Source organism: Pseudomonas sp. MWU12-2029, assembly GCF_023242425.1.
GTDB classification, from domain to species: domain Bacteria; phylum Pseudomonadota; class Gammaproteobacteria; order Pseudomonadales; family Pseudomonadaceae; genus Aquipseudomonas; species Aquipseudomonas kribbensis.
Genome location: NZ_JALJDY010000001.1, coordinates 861,398 through 878,217, shown reverse-complemented (window position 1 = coordinate 878,217; position 16,820 = coordinate 861,398). Strand labels below are relative to the sequence as shown.

The 16,820-nt window shown below is 61.7% G+C and carries 13 protein-coding genes; 9 read left to right on the top strand and 4 right to left on the bottom strand.

Going from position 1 to position 16,820, the window contains the following annotated elements:
- Positions 1-22: 22 nt before the first annotated feature.
- The 3 genes from gatB to gatC are packed head-to-tail and all read right to left on the bottom strand — an operon-like array spanning position 23 to position 3,234.
- Complete coding sequence (gatB, locus tag M5B44_RS04225; RefSeq protein ID WP_192552896.1) at positions 23-1,468, bottom strand: Asp-tRNA(Asn)/Glu-tRNA(Gln) amidotransferase subunit GatB; 1,446 nt, start codon at positions 1,466-1,468, stop codon at positions 23-25.
- Positions 1,469-1,478: 10 nt separating this feature from the next.
- A complete protein-coding gene (gene gatA / locus M5B44_RS04220) occupies positions 1,479-2,930 on the bottom strand; it encodes an Asp-tRNA(Asn)/Glu-tRNA(Gln) amidotransferase subunit GatA (RefSeq protein ID WP_248738314.1) in 1,452 nt (483 codons plus the stop codon).
- 16 nt (positions 2,931-2,946) lie between these two features.
- Complete coding sequence (gatC, locus tag M5B44_RS04215) at positions 2,947-3,234, bottom strand: Asp-tRNA(Asn)/Glu-tRNA(Gln) amidotransferase subunit GatC (RefSeq protein ID WP_007953612.1); 288 nt, start codon at positions 3,232-3,234, stop codon at positions 2,947-2,949.
- Positions 3,235-3,445: 211 nt separating this feature from the next.
- Here gatC and mreB point away from each other — a divergent pair, with 211 nt between their 5' ends.
- The 8 genes from mreB (at position 3,446) to tldD (ending at position 14,670) form a co-directional block, all read left to right on the top strand.
- Complete coding sequence (gene mreB, locus M5B44_RS04210; protein WP_002555108.1) at positions 3,446-4,483, top strand: rod shape-determining protein MreB; 1,038 nt, start codon at positions 3,446-3,448, stop codon at positions 4,481-4,483.
- A 141-nt stretch (positions 4,484-4,624) separates the two neighbouring features.
- Complete coding sequence (mreC, locus tag M5B44_RS04205; protein WP_318653917.1) at positions 4,625-5,758, top strand: rod shape-determining protein MreC; 1,134 nt, start codon at positions 4,625-4,627, stop codon at positions 5,756-5,758.
- Positions 5,758-6,249, top strand: a complete 492-nt coding sequence (gene mreD / locus M5B44_RS04200) for a rod shape-determining protein MreD (protein WP_085711798.1) — start codon at positions 5,758-5,760, stop codon at positions 6,247-6,249. Before mreC ends, mreD begins: the two co-directional genes overlap by 1 nt.
- Before the next feature lie 62 nt (positions 6,250-6,311).
- Positions 6,312-6,908 carry a Maf family protein gene (locus M5B44_RS04195; RefSeq protein ID WP_248738312.1) on the top strand — a complete coding sequence of 199 codons (597 nt, stop codon included), beginning with the start codon at positions 6,312-6,314 and terminating at the stop codon, positions 6,906-6,908.
- Positions 6,909-6,966: 58 nt separating this feature from the next.
- Positions 6,967-8,424, top strand: a complete 1,458-nt coding sequence (gene rng / locus M5B44_RS04190) for a ribonuclease G (protein WP_065260839.1) — start codon at positions 6,967-6,969, stop codon at positions 8,422-8,424.
- 75 nt (positions 8,425-8,499) lie between these two features.
- Positions 8,500-12,303, top strand: a complete 3,804-nt coding sequence (locus M5B44_RS04185) for a YhdP family protein (protein ID WP_248738311.1) — start codon at positions 8,500-8,502, stop codon at positions 12,301-12,303.
- A gap of 58 nt (positions 12,304-12,361) precedes the next feature.
- Positions 12,362-13,222, top strand: coding sequence for a carbon-nitrogen hydrolase family protein (locus M5B44_RS04180; protein ID WP_248738310.1), 861 nt, complete (start codon positions 12,362-12,364; stop codon positions 13,220-13,222).
- 5 nt (positions 13,223-13,227) lie between these two features.
- A complete protein-coding gene (gene tldD / locus M5B44_RS04175; RefSeq protein ID WP_248738309.1) occupies positions 13,228-14,670 on the top strand; it encodes a metalloprotease TldD in 1,443 nt (480 codons plus the stop codon).
- Between the two features lie 51 nt (positions 14,671-14,721).
- On the opposite strand, the gene yjgA is transcribed toward tldD, so the two are convergent.
- Complete coding sequence (gene yjgA / locus M5B44_RS04170; RefSeq protein ID WP_085711793.1) at positions 14,722-15,246, bottom strand: ribosome biogenesis factor YjgA; 525 nt, start codon at positions 15,244-15,246, stop codon at positions 14,722-14,724.
- Positions 15,247-15,354: 108 nt separating this feature from the next.
- On the opposite strand from yjgA, the gene pmbA reads away from it, so the two are divergent.
- On the top strand, positions 15,355-16,701 hold the full coding sequence (gene pmbA, locus M5B44_RS04165) for a metalloprotease PmbA (protein WP_011332464.1): 1,347 nt from the start codon (positions 15,355-15,357) through the stop codon (positions 16,699-16,701).
- Positions 16,702-16,820: the final 119 nt, after the last annotated feature.

Below are 16,820 nucleotides of genomic sequence, written 5' to 3'. Positions count from 1 at the left end.
ATGAATGCTGGCTCCATTGTGGTCAGCCTTCGAGCTTGCTTTTCAGCAGTTCGTTCACTTGCTGCGGGTTGGCCTTGCCCTTGGAGGCTTTCATGGCCTGACCGACGAAGAAACCGAACATCTTGCCGCGCTTGGCTTCGTCTGCCGCACGGTATTGCTCGACCTGCTCGGCGTTGGCCGCGAGCATTTCGTCCAGCACCGCCGAGATGGCGCCGGTGTCGGTAACCTGCTTCAGGCCGCGCTTTTCGATGATCTCGTCTGCGCTGCCTTCGCCGTTGGCCATCGCTTCGAACACCACCTTGGCGATCTTGCCGGAGATGGTGTTGTCCTTGATGCGCTGCAGCATGCCGCCCAGTTGCTCGGCGGATACCGGCGAATCCTCGATGTCCAGGTTCTGCTTGTTGAGCAGGCTGCCCAACTCGACCATCACCCAGTTCGCCGCCAGTTTGGCGTCGCCGCCAATGCTCGCGACTTTCTCGAAGTAGTCCGCCTGCTCACGGCTGGTGGCCAGCACGTTGGCGTCGTAGGCCGACAGACCGAAGGCACTCTGGAAGCGCTCGCGCTTCTGCGGTGGCAGTTCCGGCAGGGTGGCGCGCACGTCATTGAGGAACGAATCCTCGATGACCACCGGCAGCAGGTCCGGATCGGGGAAGTAACGGTAGTCGTTGGCTTCCTCTTTGCTGCGCATCGGACGGGTTTCGTCCTTGTTCGGATCGTACAGACGGGTCTGCTGGATCACTTTGCCGCCGTCTTCGATCAGGTCGATCTGACGCTGGATCTCGGAGTTGATCGCCTTCTCGATGAAACGGAACGAGTTGACGTTCTTGATCTCGCAGCGCGTGCCGAATTCAACCTGGCCTTTCGGACGGATCGACACGTTGCAGTCGCAACGCAGCGAGCCTTCGGCCATGTTGCCGTCGCAGATGCCCAGGTAGCGCACCAGCGCGTGGATCGCCTTGACGTAGGCCACGGCTTCCTTGGCGCTGCGCATGTCCGGCTCGGAAACGATTTCCAGCAGCGGCGTGCCGGCACGGTTCAGGTCGATGCCGGTGGCACCGCTGAATTCTTCGTGCAGGCTCTTGCCGGCGTCTTCTTCCAGGTGCGCACGGGTGATGCCGACGCGTTTGACCGTGCCGTCTTCCAAGGCGATGTCCAGGTGGCCCTTGCCGACGATCGGCAATTCCATCTGGCTGATCTGGTAGCCCTTCGGCAGGTCCGGGTAGAAGTAGTTCTTGCGGGCGAACACGTTGTGCTGACCGATCTCGGCGTCAATCGCCAGACCGAACATCACCGCCATGCGCACCGCTTCCTGGTTGAGCACCGGCAGCACGCCGGGCATGCCCAGGTCGATCAGGCTGGCCTGGGTGTTCGGCTCGGAACCGAACTGGGTGGAACTACCGGAAAAGATTTTCGACCGGGTGGTGAGCTGGGTGTGAATCTCCAGCCCGATCACGACTTCCCATTGCATGTGTGTCTCCTCAGAAGCCGGTTGGGGTGCGGGTGTGCCAGTCAGTGTTCAACTGATACTGGTGGGCAACGTTCAACAGGCGACCTTCCTGGAAATACGGAGCGAGCAGTTGCACGCCGACCGGCAGGCCGTCGACGAAACCGGCCGGCATCGACAGGCCCGGCAGGCCCGCGAGGTTGGCGGTGATGGTGTAGACGTCTTCCAGATAGGCAGCGACCGGGTCGCTGTTCTTGGCGCCGAGTTTCCAGGCCGGGTTTGGCGTGGTCGGGCCGAGGATGATGTCGACTTCATTAAAGGCGGCCATGAAGTCGTTCTTCACCAGGCGACGGATCTTCTGCGCTTTCAGGTAGTAGGCGTCGTAGTAACCGGCGGACAGCGCGTAGGCGCCGACCATGATCCGGCGTTGTACTTCAGGGCCGAAGCCTTCGCCACGGGAACGCTTGTACAGGTCTTCCAGGTTCTTCGGGTCTTCGCAGCGATGGCCGAAGCGCACGCCGTCGAAACGCGACAGGTTGGAGGACGCCTCTGCCGGAGCGATCACGTAGTACGCAGGAATCGCGTGCTGCATGTTCGGCAGGCTGATTTCCTTGATCACGGCACCGAGCTTCTGCAGCTCTTTGATGCTGTTCTGGATCAGGTCGGCGATGCGCGGGTCGAGACCGGCGCCGAAGTATTCCTTCGGCACGCCGATGCGCAGGCCTTGCAGCGAGCCATTCAGACCGGCGGCGTAGTCCGGCACCGGCTCATCGATGCTGGTGGAGTCGTTCGGATCGAAGCCGGCCATGCCTTGCAATAAAATCGCGCAGTCTTCGGCAGTACGAGCCAGAGGACCGCCCTGATCGAGGCTGGAGGCGTAGGCGATCATGCCCCAACGCGAAACACGACCGTAGGTCGGTTTCAGGCCGGTGAGGTTGGTGAACGCGGCCGGCTGGCGGATCGAACCGCCGGTGTCGGTGGCCGTGGCGGCTGGCAACAGGCGAGCGGCAACTGCCGCCGCCGAACCACCGGACGAACCGCCCGGTACGTGTTCCAGGTTCCACGGGTTTTTCACCGCGCCGTACCAGCTCGACTCGTTGGCCGAACCCATGGCGAATTCGTCCATGTTGGTCTTGCCCAGGGTCACGGTGCCGGCGGCGGCCAGCTTCGACACCACGGTGGCGTCGTACGGGGCCTTGAAGTTGTCGAGCATCTTCGAGCCGCAGCTGGTGCGGATGCCCTGGGTGCAGAACAGGTCTTTGTGGGCGATCGGCGCGCCGAGCAGGGCGCCGCTCTCACCGTTGGCCCGGCGCGCGTCGGCGGCTTTCGCCTGCTCGAGGGCCAGTTCTTCGGTGAGGCTGATGAAACTGTTGAGCTGCGGATCGAGCTGGGAAATGCGCGCCAGCAGGACCTTGGTCAGCTCTTCGGAAGAAAACTTTTTATCGGCGAGACCGCGGGCGATCTCGGCCAGAGTCATTTGATGCATTGCAGGCTCTTTCCCTTTAGTCGATGACTTTCGGAACCAGATACAGGCCGTTTTCGACCGCTGGTGCGATGGACTGATAAGCCTCGCGGTTATTGCTTTCGGTCACGACGTCGGCGCGCAGGCGCTGACTGGCTTCCAGCGGGTGGGCCAGCGGCTCGATACCGTCGGTATTGACCGCCTGCATTTCGTCGACCAGCCCGAGAATGCTGTTGAGGGCCGAAGTGATGTGTGGAAGATCGGCGTCATTCAGGCCAAGGCTGGCCAGATGAGCGATTTTTTCCACGTCGGAGCGTTCTAGCGCCATCGGGTTTCTCCAGTGGAAAACAGGACGGACGGCGTCCGTGTGTTAGATTGTCGGAACACTACCGCACTTCTACGGTCATAAGGCCGCGATTGTGGGGCTTGGTGCACAGAAAAGCGGCCAATTTAACATATTGGCGCCTTGCCCAAAATCCCTGTCGTTGTTAGAGTTTGCCGCACTTTTTTACCCACGCGTTGCCTAGGGTCCCTTTCCCATGTTCAAGAAACTGCGTGGCATGTTTTCCAGCGATCTTTCCATTGACCTGGGCACTGCCAACACCCTTATTTACGTGCGCGAGCGCGGTATCGTCCTGAATGAGCCATCGGTTGTGGCCATTCGGACACACGGTAACCAGAAAAGTGTCGTTGCTGTCGGCACCGAAGCGAAGCGCATGCTTGGCCGTACGCCGGGCAACATTGCTGCCATTCGTCCGATGAAGGACGGCGTGATCGCCGACTTCAGCGTCTGCGAAAAGATGCTGCAATACTTTATCAACAAGGTTCACGAAAACAGCTTCCTGCAGCCCAGCCCTCGTGTGCTGATCTGCGTTCCATGCAAGTCCACCCAGGTTGAGCGTCGCGCCATCCGTGAATCGGCCCTTGGCGCCGGTGCCCGTGAAGTGTTCCTGATCGAAGAGCCGATGGCTGCTGCGATCGGTGCCGGCCTGCCGGTTGAAGAAGCTCGCGGCTCGATGGTCGTGGATATCGGTGGTGGTACCACCGAAATCGCGCTGATCTCCCTGAACGGTGTGGTCTATGCCGAATCCGTCCGCGTTGGCGGCGACCGCTTCGACGAAGCGATCATCACCTACGTGCGCCGCAACTACGGCAGCCTGATCGGCGAGTCGACTGCAGAGCGCATCAAGCAGGAAATCGGCACGGCCTACCCGGGCGGCGAAGTTCGCGAAGTCGACGTTCGCGGTCGCAACCTGGCCGAAGGCGTTCCACGCGCATTCACCCTGAACTCCAACGAAGTGCTGGAAGCTCTGCAAGAGTCCCTGGCCACCATCGTTCAGGCCGTGAAAAGCGCCCTGGAGCAATCGCCGCCGGAACTGGCTTCCGACATCGCCGAGCGTGGCCTGGTGCTGACCGGTGGTGGCGCGCTGCTGCGTGACCTCGACAAGTTGCTGGCCCAGGAAACCGGTCTGCCGGTGATCGTTGCCGAAGATCCGCTGACCTGTGTTGCTCGCGGCGGTGGCCGTGCACTGGAAATGATGGACAAGCACACCATGGACCTGCTCTCCAGCGAATAAGTCGCCGGGTGCAATACGTGGGTGAGCGCGCAGGCAGCACTTTGCAGTGCTGCCTGTTGGCGTTTATCTTCTGTCAGTCTTCATCCAGGCCGGTTTGATGCCGTATGAATAAACAGAACATTTGCCTGGGAGGAGCGGCCTATTAAACCGCTTTTCGCCAAGGGCCCCTCACTGGGCGTGCGCTTGTTGGTGCTGGCCGTGCTGTCGGTCGCGCTGATGGTGGTCGATGCCCGTTTCAGCCTGCTCAAGCCTGCCCGCAGCCAGATGTCGCTGGTGCTGATGGACGCTTACTGGATCACCGACCTGCCCGGCAGGCTGTGGGAAGGTGTCGCCAGTCAGTTCGGCAGCCGCACCGAGCTGGTCGCCGAAAACGAAAAACTCAAGACCGAGAACCTGCTGTTGCAGGGCCGCATGCAGAAGCTTGCCGCCCTCACCGAGCAGAACGTCCGTCTGCGCGAGTTGCTCAATTCCTCCGCGCTGGTCAATGAAAAGGTCGAAGTGGCCGAGCTGATCGGCATGGACCCCAATCCCTTCACCCATCGCATCATCATCAATAAAGGTGAGCGTGATGGCGTGGTGCTCGGTCAGCCGGTGCTCGATGCACGGGGCCTGATGGGGCAGGTGGTCGAGCTGATGCCGTACACCTCCCGTGTCTTGTTGCTGACCGACTCGACCCACAGCATTCCTGTGCAGGTGAACCGTAACGGTCTGCGGGCGATTGCCAGCGGCACCGGCAACCCTGAACGCCTGGAACTGCGGCATGTGGCCGATACGGCCGACGTCAAGGAAGGTGATCTGCTGGTCAGCTCCGGCCTGGGTCAGCGCTTCCCGGCCGGTTATCCGGTGGCGACGGTCAAGGAAGTGATCCACGATTCCGGCCAGCCATTCGCCATTGTCCGCGCCGTGCCGACTGCCGCTCTGAACCGCAGCCGCTACCTGTTGCTGGTGTTCAGCGACAACCGTACGGCTGAAGAGCGTGCCAACGATGCGGCGCAGGCTCAGGAAAATCTTGATGCGTTTGGTGGTGGCCCGATCATTCCGGCCACGGTGCCGAAAACGGTGAATACACCGGCTCAGGCTCCTGCTGCGTCGGGTACGCCAGCCACTGCACCCGCTGCTGCTACGCCGGCCAAACCCGCCGCGAGCAAGCCGCCAGCGAAACCACCCGCAGCGACGCCGGCAGCCACCAAACCGCCAGCCGCTCAGCCTGCCAACGCACGGCCGGCCGCCAAACCGCCTGTCACTGCGCCGGCCACCACCGGGGGACGAGAATAATGGTCGGTGTCAAAGCCTCCCGAAACGGCTGGATCGTCTGGCTGACGTTTCTGATCGGCATGCTGCTCAGCGTTTCGCCGTTGCCGCAATTCATGGAAATCCTGCGCCCACTCTGGCTGGCCTTGCTCCTGGCATTCTGGGCATTGGCCCTGCCGCAAAAGGTCGGCATGGTCACTGCATTTTGCCTCGGGCTGGCTGAAGACGTGCTGTACGGCACGCTGTTGGGACAGAACGCCTTGATCCTGACGTTGATCACGTTCCTGGTGCTGTCGTTGCAGCAACGCCTGCGGATGTTCCCGATGTGGCAGCAGTGCCTGGTGATCCTGGTGATTTTCGGCCTCGCGCAGCTTGTGCAATTGTGGCTCAGCGCCCTGACCGGCAACCGTCAGCCGACCCTGGCGCTGGTCCTGCCGGCACTGGTCAGCGCCTTGCTCTGGCCGTGGGTCAGCTTCGCTTTGCGTGGATTGCGCCGGCGCTACAAAATCAACTGATTCGGTCAGGCATGGGCCCCACCGGTGCCATGAGGCAGGGCACTCAACAGGGAGATGTTTGGATGAAGCCGCTTTACCTCGCCTCCGGATCGCCGCGTCGACGTGAATTGCTCACGCAGATCGGCGTTCCGTTCACCGCCATCAGCGCGGATATCGATGAAACCCCTTTCGCCAATGAATCCCCGTCGGCCTATGTCGAGCGCCTGGCGCGCGGCAAGGCTGAGGCCGGGCGGCGCTCTGTCGTCAGCGAAAAGCCGTTTTGCGTGTTGGGCGCCGATACCGCTGTGGTGCTGGACGGCAAAATTCTCGGTAAACCGGTGGACGAAGCCGACGCATGCGCCATGCTGATGATGTTGTCCGGCAAGGAGCACGAAGTGCTGACGGCGATCGCCGTGCTAGACGGTGAGCGCTGCGAGTCGCAAGTGGTGCGCAGTCTGGTACGGTTCCGGGCGATCAGTCGCGAAGAAGCCGCCGCCTACTGGGCCAGCGGCGAGCCTCGGGACAAGGCCGGCGGTTACGGTATTCAGGGACTTGGCGCGGTGTTCGTCGCCGGTCTCAACGGCAGCTATTCAGCCGTGGTCGGCTTGCCGGTGTGCGAAAGCGCAGAACTGCTCGGCCATTTCGGCATACCCTGTTGGCAAAACCTGAGTGCGCAGTAAGCGTCGAACGGAACAAGATGCGGCCATTATCGTGAACATGCCTGAACGAGACCCTGCCATGAGTGAAGAGATTCTGATCAACATCACGCCGATGGAATCGCGCGTGGCGGTGGTCGAAAACGGTGTGCTGCAAGAAGTGCACGTCGAGCGCACGCAAAAACGCGGGATCGTCGGCAACATCTATAAAGGCAAGGTCGTGCGGGTACTGCCGGGCATGCAGGCGGCATTCGTCGACATCGGCCTGGACCGTGCGGCGTTCATCCACGCTTCGGAAATTTCCCTGCGCGAAGGCCCGGCAGTGGAAAGCATCAGCGCGCTGGTGCATGAAGGCCAGAGCCTGGTGGTGCAAGTCACCAAGGACCCGATCGGCTCCAAAGGGGCGCGTCTGACCACTCAACTGTCGATCCCTTCGCGTTATCTGGTGTACATGCCGCGCACCGCTCACGTCGGCATTTCCCTGAAGATCGAAGACGAAGCCGAGCGCGAGCGCCTGAAACAGGTGGTCAGCGATTGTGTGGCCAAAGAAGGCATCAAGGAGGCCGGCGGTTTTATTCTGCGCACCGCCGCCGAAGGGGCCGGGGCCGATGAAATCCTGATGGACATCCGCTATCTGCGCCGCCTGTGGGATCAGATCAACGAACAGATCAAGACCATCGGCGCACCCAGCGTGATCTACGAAGACCTCGGTCTGGCCCTGCGCACCTTGCGTGATCTGGTCAGCCCGAAGATCGAGAAGATCCGCATCGATTCCCGGGAAACCTTCCAGAAAACCACGCAGTTCGTCGCCGAACTGATGCCGGAAATCGCCGATCGTCTGGAACACTACCCGGGTGAACGGCCAATCTTCGATCTGTACGGCGTCGAAGACGAAATCCAGAAAGCCCTGGAGCGCAAGGTGCCGCTGAAGTCCGGCGGTTACCTGGTGGTGGACCCGGCGGAAGCCATGACCACCATCGACGTCAACACCGGGGCGTTCGTCGGGCATCGCAACCTCGAAGAAACCATCTTCAAGACCAACCTCGAAGCCGCCACGGCGATTGCCCGGCAGATGCGTCTGCGCAATCTGGGCGGGATCATCATCATCGACTTCATCGACATGGAAGACGAAGAGCACCAGCGCCAGGTGCTGCGTACCCTGGAAAAACAGCTGGAGCGCGATCACGCCAAGACCAACATCATCGGCATCACCGAACTGGGTCTGGTGCAGATGACCCGCAAACGGACTCGCGAAAGCCTGGAGCAGGTGCTGTGCGAGCCTTGCAGCAGCTGTCAGGGGCGCGGCAAGCTGAAGACGCCGGAAACCATTTGCTACGAGATTTTCCGCGAGATCCTGCGCGAGGCCCGGGCCTATCAGGCCGAGGGTTATCGCGTATTGGCGAACCAGAAAGTCGTCGACCGGCTGCTCGATGAAGAGTCCGGTAACGTTGCCGAGCTTGAAGGGTTTATCGGGCGCACCATACGCTTCCAGGTGGAAACCATGTATTCCCAGGAACAATATGACGTGGTGCTGCTCTGATCCCCTGCGTCACCTTTTTCCTGAAACGGCTGGCCTCAGCTTTTTGCAGTATTTTTGCCATGGGAGCCAACTGACATGGAACGTCTGACACGCATTTTGGCTGCACTGACTCGCTGGGGTCTGGGCCTGTGCGCGTTGGTTCTGGTGTTGATGGCGTTGTACGTCAGCCTCGGCCGGGAACTCACGCCACTGGTGGCCGAATACCGTACCGACATCGAAGACAAGGCCAGCGCGGCCCTGGGCATGCCGTTGCAGATCGGTGAGCTGGAAGGCAACTGGAGCGGTTTCGCGCCGATCCTGCTGGCTCACGACGTGATGGTTGGCGACGGCGCCAATGCCTTGCGCCTGGATCGGGTGCGAGCGGTGCCGGATCTGTGGGCCAGTCTGCTGGCTCGGGAAGTTCGCATCGCGCATCTTGAACTCAATGGTCTGAAGATCAGCCTCAAAGAGGGTGAAGACGGCCAGTGGGCGCTCGAAGGCTTGCCGGTGCGGAATGATCAGCCCATGGATCCCGAGCAACTGTTCAACCGCATGCAAATGGTCCAGCAGTTGTCGGTGCTCGACAGTCAGGTGACCTTGCAGCCGCTGGAACAGGCGCCGCTGACCCTTACCTATGTCGGACTCAACCTCAAGACCGGCCTCAATCGCCAGCGCCTCGACGCGCGGTTGACCTTGCCCGACGGGCAACCCGTAGCACTGAGCCTGCGTACGCGGATTCGTGCCAGCCAGTTGCAGGACAGCGCGGTCGAGGGCTATGTCAGCCTGCCGCAAAGCGACTGGGCGAAATGGTTGCCCGAGCGCCTGACCCAGCAATGGAATTTATCCGAGATCAAGGCCGGCGGCGAGCTGTGGGTCAACTGGAGCGAGGGCGCGCTGCAAAGCGCCGCCATCCGCCTCAACGCCCCACAACTCAACGGTGCCTACGGCGAGCGCAAGCCGATCCAGATCAACAACCTGGCCCTCAACGGTTACTTCCAGCGCAGTGCCGAGGGCGCGACCGTCACTCTAGATTCGCTGGCGATGAATTTTGGCGAGACCCGTTGGGAGTCCCGTGTTCAGGTCAAGCAGACCGCCGCCACCGACAAGGTTGACGAGCTCTGGCACCTGCAGGCCGATCGCCTCGATCTGACGCCGATCACTCCGTTACTCAATGCACTGGGCCCGCTGCCACAAGGTTTTGCCACCGTAGTCGAGCATTTGAAAGTGACCGGTGGCTTGCGCAACGTGCTACTGGATTTCCGCCCGAACGCCACCGACGACAGCAAATTCAGTTTCGCCGCCAACCTCGATCAGGTCGGTTTCGACGCCTATCACGGCGCACCCGCAGCGCGGAATGTCAGCGGCAGCCTGACCGGCAACCTCGGCGGCGGTGAGTTGCGCATGGACAGCAAGGACTTCGTCCTGCACCTCGATCCGATCTTCGCCAAACCATGGCAATACATTCAGGCCAACGCCCGGTTGACCTGGAAGCTCGACAAGGAGGGCTTCACCCTGATCGCGCCGTACCTGAAGGTGCTCGGCGAAGAGGGCAAGATTGCCGGCGACTTCCTGATCCGCCTGCATTTCGATCACGACCAGGAAGACTACATGGACCTGCGGGTCGGTCTGGTGGACGGCGACGGTCGTTACACCGCCAAATACCTGCCGGAAGTCCTGAGCCCGGCCCTCGACGAATGGCTGCGCACGGCGATTCTCAAAGGGGCGGTGGATCAAGGGTTCTTCCAGTATCAAGGGTCGCTGAACAAAGGCGCCGCAGATGCGGACCGCAGCATCAGCCTGTTCTTCAAGGTGCACGACGCCGAACTGGCGTTCCAGCCAGGCTGGCCGCACGTGAGCAAGGTCAGCGGCGATGTGTTCATCGAGGACAGCGGTGTACGGATTGTCGCCAGCAAGGGGCAGTTGCTCGACACCCAGGTCAGTGATGTCTTCGTCAATATTCCCCATGTGCCGAGTGGCGAGCACAGTCATATGTTCCTCGACGGTGCGTTTGCCGGCGGTCTGGGCGATGGCTTGAAAATTCTTCAGGAGGCGCCGATCGGCACTGCTGACACCTTCGCCGGTTGGGAAGGTGAGGGCGATCTGCAAGGCAAACTCAAACTGGATGTGCCGTTGGCCAAGGGCGATCAGCCGAAGATCCTCGTGGACTTCAAGACCGCCAATGCGCGGTTGAAATTGGCCGAGCCGAAGTTGGAATTGAGCCAGCTCAAGGGCGACTTCCGTTTTGACAGCGCCAAGGGTTTGAGCGGGCAGAACATCAGTGCGCGGGCCTTCGACAAGCCGGTCACCGCACAGATTTTCGCCGATGGCGGCCCCGGCAAGCTCAAGACCCGGGTGGCGGCCTCGGGGCAGGTCGAGGTCAAGAAACTCACTGACTGGCTCGGCGTGACTCAGCCATTGCCGGTGTCCGGGACGATTCCTTACCAGTTGCAAGTGAATCTGGACGGTGCCGACAGCCAGTTGATGGTCAGTTCCAGTATGAAGGGCGTGGCGGTGGATCTGCCTGCACCCTTCGGTATGACCGCCGATGTAGGACGTGACACGGTGTTCCGCATGACCCTGCAAGGGCAGGAGCGGCGTTACTGGGTCAATTACGATCAACTGGCCAACTTCACGTTTGCCGCGCCACCGAGCAATTTCGCCGATGGCCGTGGCGAGTTGTTCCTCGGCGCCGGCGAAGCGGTATTGCCTGGCAACAAAGGCTTGCGCATACGCGGCGTGTTGTCGGAGCTGGATGTCAAACCCTGGCAGGATCTGGTGGACAAGTACGCCGGTCAGGATCCGGGCGGCAGCGCCAAGCAACTGCTCAGCAACGCGGACTTCAAGGTCGGCAAACTGACGGCCTTCGGCACGACGCTGGATCAGGCAGCGCTGCAACTGGATCGCAAGCCCGGCACCTGGGCTCTGGCCCTCGACAGTCAGCAGGCCAAAGGCACCGCAGCCATTCCCGACGCCAAGGCCGCGCCGATTGTGGTGAATTTGCAATACGTTCGCCTGCCGGCGCCGGACCCGACGGTGCAGGCCGACGAGAACGCACCTGACCCTCTGGCCTCGGTGGATCCGACCAAGATCCCGGCGCTCGATATCACCATCAATCAGCTGTTCCAGGGCCAGGACCTGGTCGGTGGCTGGTCGCTGAAAGTCCGGCCTACTGCCAAAGGTATCGCCCTGAACAATCTGGACATGGGCCTCAAAGGCATTCTGTTGCAGGGCAGCGGTGGCTGGGAGGGGACGCCCGGTGCCACCAGCAGTTGGTACAAGGGCCGGATTGGCGGCAAAAATCTCGCCGATGTGCTCAAGGGCTGGGGCTTTGCGCCGAGCGTGACCAGTGAAGAATTCCACATGGATGTCGATGGCCGCTGGCCGGGCTCGCCGGCGTGGCTGGCGACCAAGCGCTTCTCCGGCACGCTCGATGCGTCGCTGAACAAGGGCCAGTTCGTCGAGGTCGAGGGCGGCGCCCAGGCGCTGCGGGTGTTCGGTCTGCTCAACTTCAACTCCATCGGCCGCCGCCTGCGCCTCGACTTTTCCGACCTGTTCGGTAAAGGCTTGAGCTATGACCGGGTCAAGGGTTTGTTGGTGGCGAACAACGGCGTGTATGTGACGCAGGAGCCGATCAAACTGACCGGGCCGTCGAGCAACATTGAACTGAACGGCACGCTGGATCTGGTGGGCGATCAGGTTGACGCCAAATTGCTGGTGACCCTGCCGGTGACCAACAACCTGCCAATCGCCGCGTTGATCGTCGGTGCACCGGCGGTCGGCGGCGCGCTGTTCCTGATCGACAAACTGATCGGTGACCGTGTTGCGCGGTTCGCCAGCGTCAAATACACGGTCAAAGGCCCGTGGAAAGAGCCGAAAATCACCTTCGACAAGCCTTTTTGATCAGCCAGGCCACAAACCGATGGAGTAGCATGGCTGCCTACCTCTTGCGGAGTTCGCCATGTCTTTTGCGGTGATTCAAATGGTCAGCCAGAGCGACGTGCTGGCCAATCTGCGCGATGCCCGGCGTTTGCTCGAACAAGCGGCCAGCGCTGGCGCGAAGCTGGCGGTGCTGCCGGAAAACTTCGCCGCCATGGGGCGTCGCGACATCGCCGATATCGGCCGTGCCGAAGCGCTTGGTGAAGGCCCGATCCTTCCGTGGTTGAAACAGACCGCCCGCGACCTCAAGTTATGGATAGTGGCCGGCACCTTGCCGTTGCCACCGGCGGGGCAACCTGAAGCGAAGTCAAATGCCTGCTCGTTGCTGGTGGACGATCAGGGCGAAATCGTTGCCCGCTATGACAAGTTGCATCTGTTCGATGTGGACGTGGCGGACAATCGTGGGCGTTACCGCGAATCCGATGACTATGCTTATGGCAGTCATGTGGTGGTGGCGGACACGCCGGTCGGCCGACTGGGGCTGACGGTGTGTTACGACCTGCGTTTCCCGGAGCTGTACAGCGAATTGCGTGCTGCCGGTGCTGAACTGATTACCGCTCCGTCGGCCTTCACTGCGGTGACGGGAGCGGCGCACTGGGACGTGTTGATTCGGGCTCGGGCAATTGAAACCCAGTGCTACGTGCTGGCGGCGGCCCAGGGCGGGACGCATCCGGGTCCACGGGAAACCTTTGGCCACGGGGCGATTATCGATCCGTGGGGCCGTGTGCTGGCGCAGCAGGAGCAAGGCGAAGCCGTGTTGCTGGCCGAGCGCGACAGCAACGAACAGGCGTCCATCCGGGCGCGAATGCCGGTGACCGGTCATCGGCGGTTTTTTTCGCAGGGCGCACAGCGACCTGCTTCAGAACACGAATTTAAGGCGTAAAACCTATGAGCGAGTTGTTGTCCTCAGTCAGTGATCACCTGTTGGCGCCCGGTGGCGTGACGATCGAGAGCCTGCAAGGCGTGCTCGGTGATCTGGCGGGCCCAGGCATCGATGCGGCCGACCTGTATTTCCAGGGGCAGATTTCCGAGTCCTGGTCGCTGGAAGACGGCATCGTCAAAGAAGGCAGTTTCAACCTCGACCAGGGTGTCGGCGTGCGTGCGCAATCCGGCGAGAAAACCGGTTTTGCCTACAGCAACGCGATCACCCTCGAAGCCCTCGGCGCGGCGGCCCGTGCGGCCCGTTCGATTTCCCGCGCCGGGCAGAACGGCACCGTGCAGGCGTTCAGCACCCAGGACGTTGCTCAGTTGTATGCGCCGGACAACCCGCTGGAAGTGCTGAGCCGCGCCGAAAAAGTCGAACTGCTCAAACGGATCGACGTCGCGACCCGCGCCCTCGACCCGCGTATCCAGCAGGTCAGCGTGAGCATGGCCGGGGTCTGGGAACGGATTCTGGTGGCCTCGACCGACGGCGGCCTGGCGGCCGACGTGCGTCCGCTGGTGCGTTTCAATGTCAGCGTGATCGTCGAGCAGAACGGTCGTCGCGAACGTGGCGGCCATGGCGGCGGCGGGCGTACCGACTACCGTTATTTCCTCGCCGACGACCGTGCCATGGGCTACGCCCGTGAAGCGTTGCGTCAGGCGCTGGTGAACCTGGAAGCGATTCCGGCACCGGCTGGCACCTTGCCGGTCGTCCTGGGCTCGGGCTGGTCCGGCGTGCTGCTGCACGAAGCGGTCGGCCACGGTCTGGAGGGTGACTTCAACCGCAAGGGCAGCTCGGCCTATAGCGGGCGCATGGGTGAGATGGTTGCATCCAAGCTCTGCACCATCGTCGATGACGGCACGCTGGCCGGTCGTCGCGGTTCCCTGAGCGTCGACGACGAAGGCACGCCGACCGAGTGCACCACGCTGATCGAAAACGGTGTGCTCAAGGGCTACATGCAGGACAAACTCAATGCGCGTCTGATGGGCGTCGCCCGCACCGGCAACGGTCGCCGTGAATCCTACGCACACCTGCCGATGCCACGGATGACCAACACCTACATGCTGGGTGGCCAGAGCGATCCGGCGGAAATCATCGCGTCGGTGAAGAAGGGCATCTACTGCGCCAACCTCGGTGGCGGTCAGGTCGACATCACCAGCGGCAAGTTTGTGTTCTCCACCAGCGAGGCTTACCTGATCGAAGACGGCAAGATCACCGCGCCGGTCAAAGGCGCGACGTTGATCGGCAACGGCCCGGAAGCGATGAGCCGGGTGTCGATGGTCGGTAACGATCTGGCGCTGGACAGCGGTGTGGGCACTTGTGGCAAGGACGGGCAATCGGTGCCGGTGGGCGTGGGTCAGCCGACGCTGAAAATCGATGCGATCACCGTGGGTGGCACGGGCGCGTAAGAAAGGATGGAGCTTCGGGTGGCGCGCGGTGCGGCCACCCGGTGGCGAATATCAACGCAGACCGCGTTGAGTCTCGTCCAGCTCACGGATGTACTTGAAGATTTTACGGCTCGAGGCAGGAGGCTTGTTATGCGCAACCTCGTGCTGGGCCTGACGGATCAGGGAACGCAGTTGCTGGCGGTCGGCGTCCGGGTACTCGACGACGAATTTCTCCAGCACGGCATCGTCACCGCTGATCAAGCGGTCGCGCCAGCGTTCGAGGTTGTGGAAACGCTCGTTGTACTGACGGGTAGAGGCATCGAGTTGATCGAGCAAGGTGAGAATCGCGTCAGTGTCCTGATCGCGCATCAGTTTGCCGATGAACTGCAAGTGCCGTTTACGCGCGATGTTCGCGGTGTGCTTGGGCGCATCGGCCAGGGCCCGGCGCAAAGCGTCGGTCAATGGCAGTTTCGCCTGCAAGTCAGGCTTGAGCGTTGTAAGGCGCTCGCCAAGGTCAACCAGAGCATGCAGCTCGCGTTTGACCTGGGATTTGCTTTTTTCTCCCGTATCGAGGGAGTCGTCGTAAGAATCAACCATGGTGGCAGTCCGCAAAGAAACGCCGCCATGATAACCAGTCGGGGGCCGCTTGTCCGGCCCGGTCGCTCGAAGGCCCCAGCCGAAAGCAGAATTTGAGTGGAGATGAGCATGAGTGCAGTTGAAAGCGTCGGCCCACAGGCATTGCCGGCACTGCAGGAACAGGTCGAGCAGATCATCGCCGAAGCCAGGCGCCAGGGTGCCAGCGCGTGCGAAGTGGCGGTGTCGCTGGAGCAGGGCCTGTCGACCTCCGTGCGTCAGCGTGAAGTCGAAACGGTCGAGTTCAACCGCGATCAGGGCTTTGGCATCACCTTGTATGTCGGTCAGCGCAAGGGCTCTGCCAGCACTTCCGCCACCGGGCCGGATGCGATTCGCGAAACCGTCGCTGCCGCACTGGCGATTGCCAAACACACTTCCGAAGACGAAGCCTCGGGACTGGCCGATGCCGCGCTGATGGCCAGGGATATTCAGGATTTCGACCTGTTCCACCAATGGGACATCACCCCGGAACAGGCCATCGAGAAGGCGTTGCTCTGTGAGGCCGCGGCGTTCGACGCCGATGCCCGCATCAAGAACGCCGATGGCACCACGTTGAGCACTCATCAGGGCTGCCGCGTGTACGGCAACAGCCACGGTTTCATCGGTGGTTACGCGTCGACCCGGCATAGCCTGAGCTGTGTGATGATCGCCGAGGCCGATGGGCAGATGCAGCGCGATTATTGGTATGACGTGAATCGCCAGGGCAGCTTGCTGGCCGACCCGGTGAGCATCGGTCAGCGTGCTGCACAGCGTGCCGCGAGCCGTCTGGGCGCGCGTCCGGTGCCAACCTGCGAAGTGCCGGTGCTGTTTTCGGCGGAGCTGGCGGGCGGATTGTTCGGCAGCTTCCTGTCGGCGATTTCCGGCGGCAGCCTGTATCGCAAGTCGTCGTTCCTTGAGGGCACGCTGGGGCAGAAGCTGTTCCCGGAGTGGTTGACCATCGACGAGCGTCCGCACCTGATGCGTGCCATGGGCAGTGCGTCGTACGACGGTGACGGTTTGGCGACCTATGCCAAACCGTTCGTCGAGAAGGGCGAGTTGGTGTCGTACATCCTCGGCACTTATTCCGGGCGCAAACTCGGCATGCCGAGTACCGCCAATGCTGGCGGCGTGCACAACCTGTTCGTCACCCATGGTGATGAAGATCAGGCCGCACTGCTGCGGCGCATGGGCCGTGGCCTGCTGGTCACCGAGTTGATGGGCCATGGCCTGAACATGGTGACCGGTGATTACTCGCGCGGTGCGGCGGGTTTCTGGGTCGAGAACGGTGAAATTCAGTTCGCGGTGCAGGAAGTGACCATCGCCGGCAACATGCGTGACATGTTCAAGCAGATCGTCGCAGTGGGTAACGATCTGGAGTTGCGCAGCAACATTCGCACCGGTTCGGTATTGATCGAGCGGATGACTGTCGCGGGCAGCTAAGCCCGGGCCAATACAAAAAAGGCGCGCCACCCGATTGGGTGGCGCGCCTTTTTTGTCTCCGGAGTTTATTAGAGCTGGTCGGGGCAGCTAAAAAAGCCACTCTTGTTTTGGTTCTCATT

Bases quoted from the DNA above. Each gene is read 5' to 3' on its own strand.
- gatB (WP_192552896.1), bottom strand. From the start codon at position 1,468: ATGCAATGGGAAGTCGTGATCGGGCTGGAGATTCACACCCAGCTCACC.
- gatA (WP_248738314.1), bottom strand. From the start codon at position 2,930: ATGCATCAAATGACTCTGGCCGAGATCGCCCGCGGTCTCGCCGATAAA.
- gatC (WP_007953612.1), bottom strand. From the start codon at position 3,234: ATGGCGCTAGAACGCTCCGACGTGGAAAAAATCGCTCATCTGGCCAGC.
- mreB (WP_002555108.1), top strand. From the start codon at position 3,446: ATGTTCAAGAAACTGCGTGGCATGTTTTCCAGCGATCTTTCCATTGAC.
- mreD (WP_085711798.1), top strand. From the start codon at position 5,758: ATGGTCGGTGTCAAAGCCTCCCGAAACGGCTGGATCGTCTGGCTGACG.
- M5B44_RS04195 (WP_248738312.1), top strand. From the start codon at position 6,312: ATGAAGCCGCTTTACCTCGCCTCCGGATCGCCGCGTCGACGTGAATTG.
- rng (WP_065260839.1), top strand. From the start codon at position 6,967: ATGAGTGAAGAGATTCTGATCAACATCACGCCGATGGAATCGCGCGTG.
- M5B44_RS04185 (WP_248738311.1), top strand. From the start codon at position 8,500: ATGGAACGTCTGACACGCATTTTGGCTGCACTGACTCGCTGGGGTCTG.
- M5B44_RS04180 (WP_248738310.1), top strand. From the start codon at position 12,362: ATGTCTTTTGCGGTGATTCAAATGGTCAGCCAGAGCGACGTGCTGGCC.
- tldD (WP_248738309.1), top strand. From the start codon at position 13,228: ATGAGCGAGTTGTTGTCCTCAGTCAGTGATCACCTGTTGGCGCCCGGT.
- yjgA (WP_085711793.1), bottom strand. From the start codon at position 15,246: ATGGTTGATTCTTACGACGACTCCCTCGATACGGGAGAAAAAAGCAAA.
- pmbA (WP_011332464.1), top strand. From the start codon at position 15,355: ATGAGTGCAGTTGAAAGCGTCGGCCCACAGGCATTGCCGGCACTGCAG.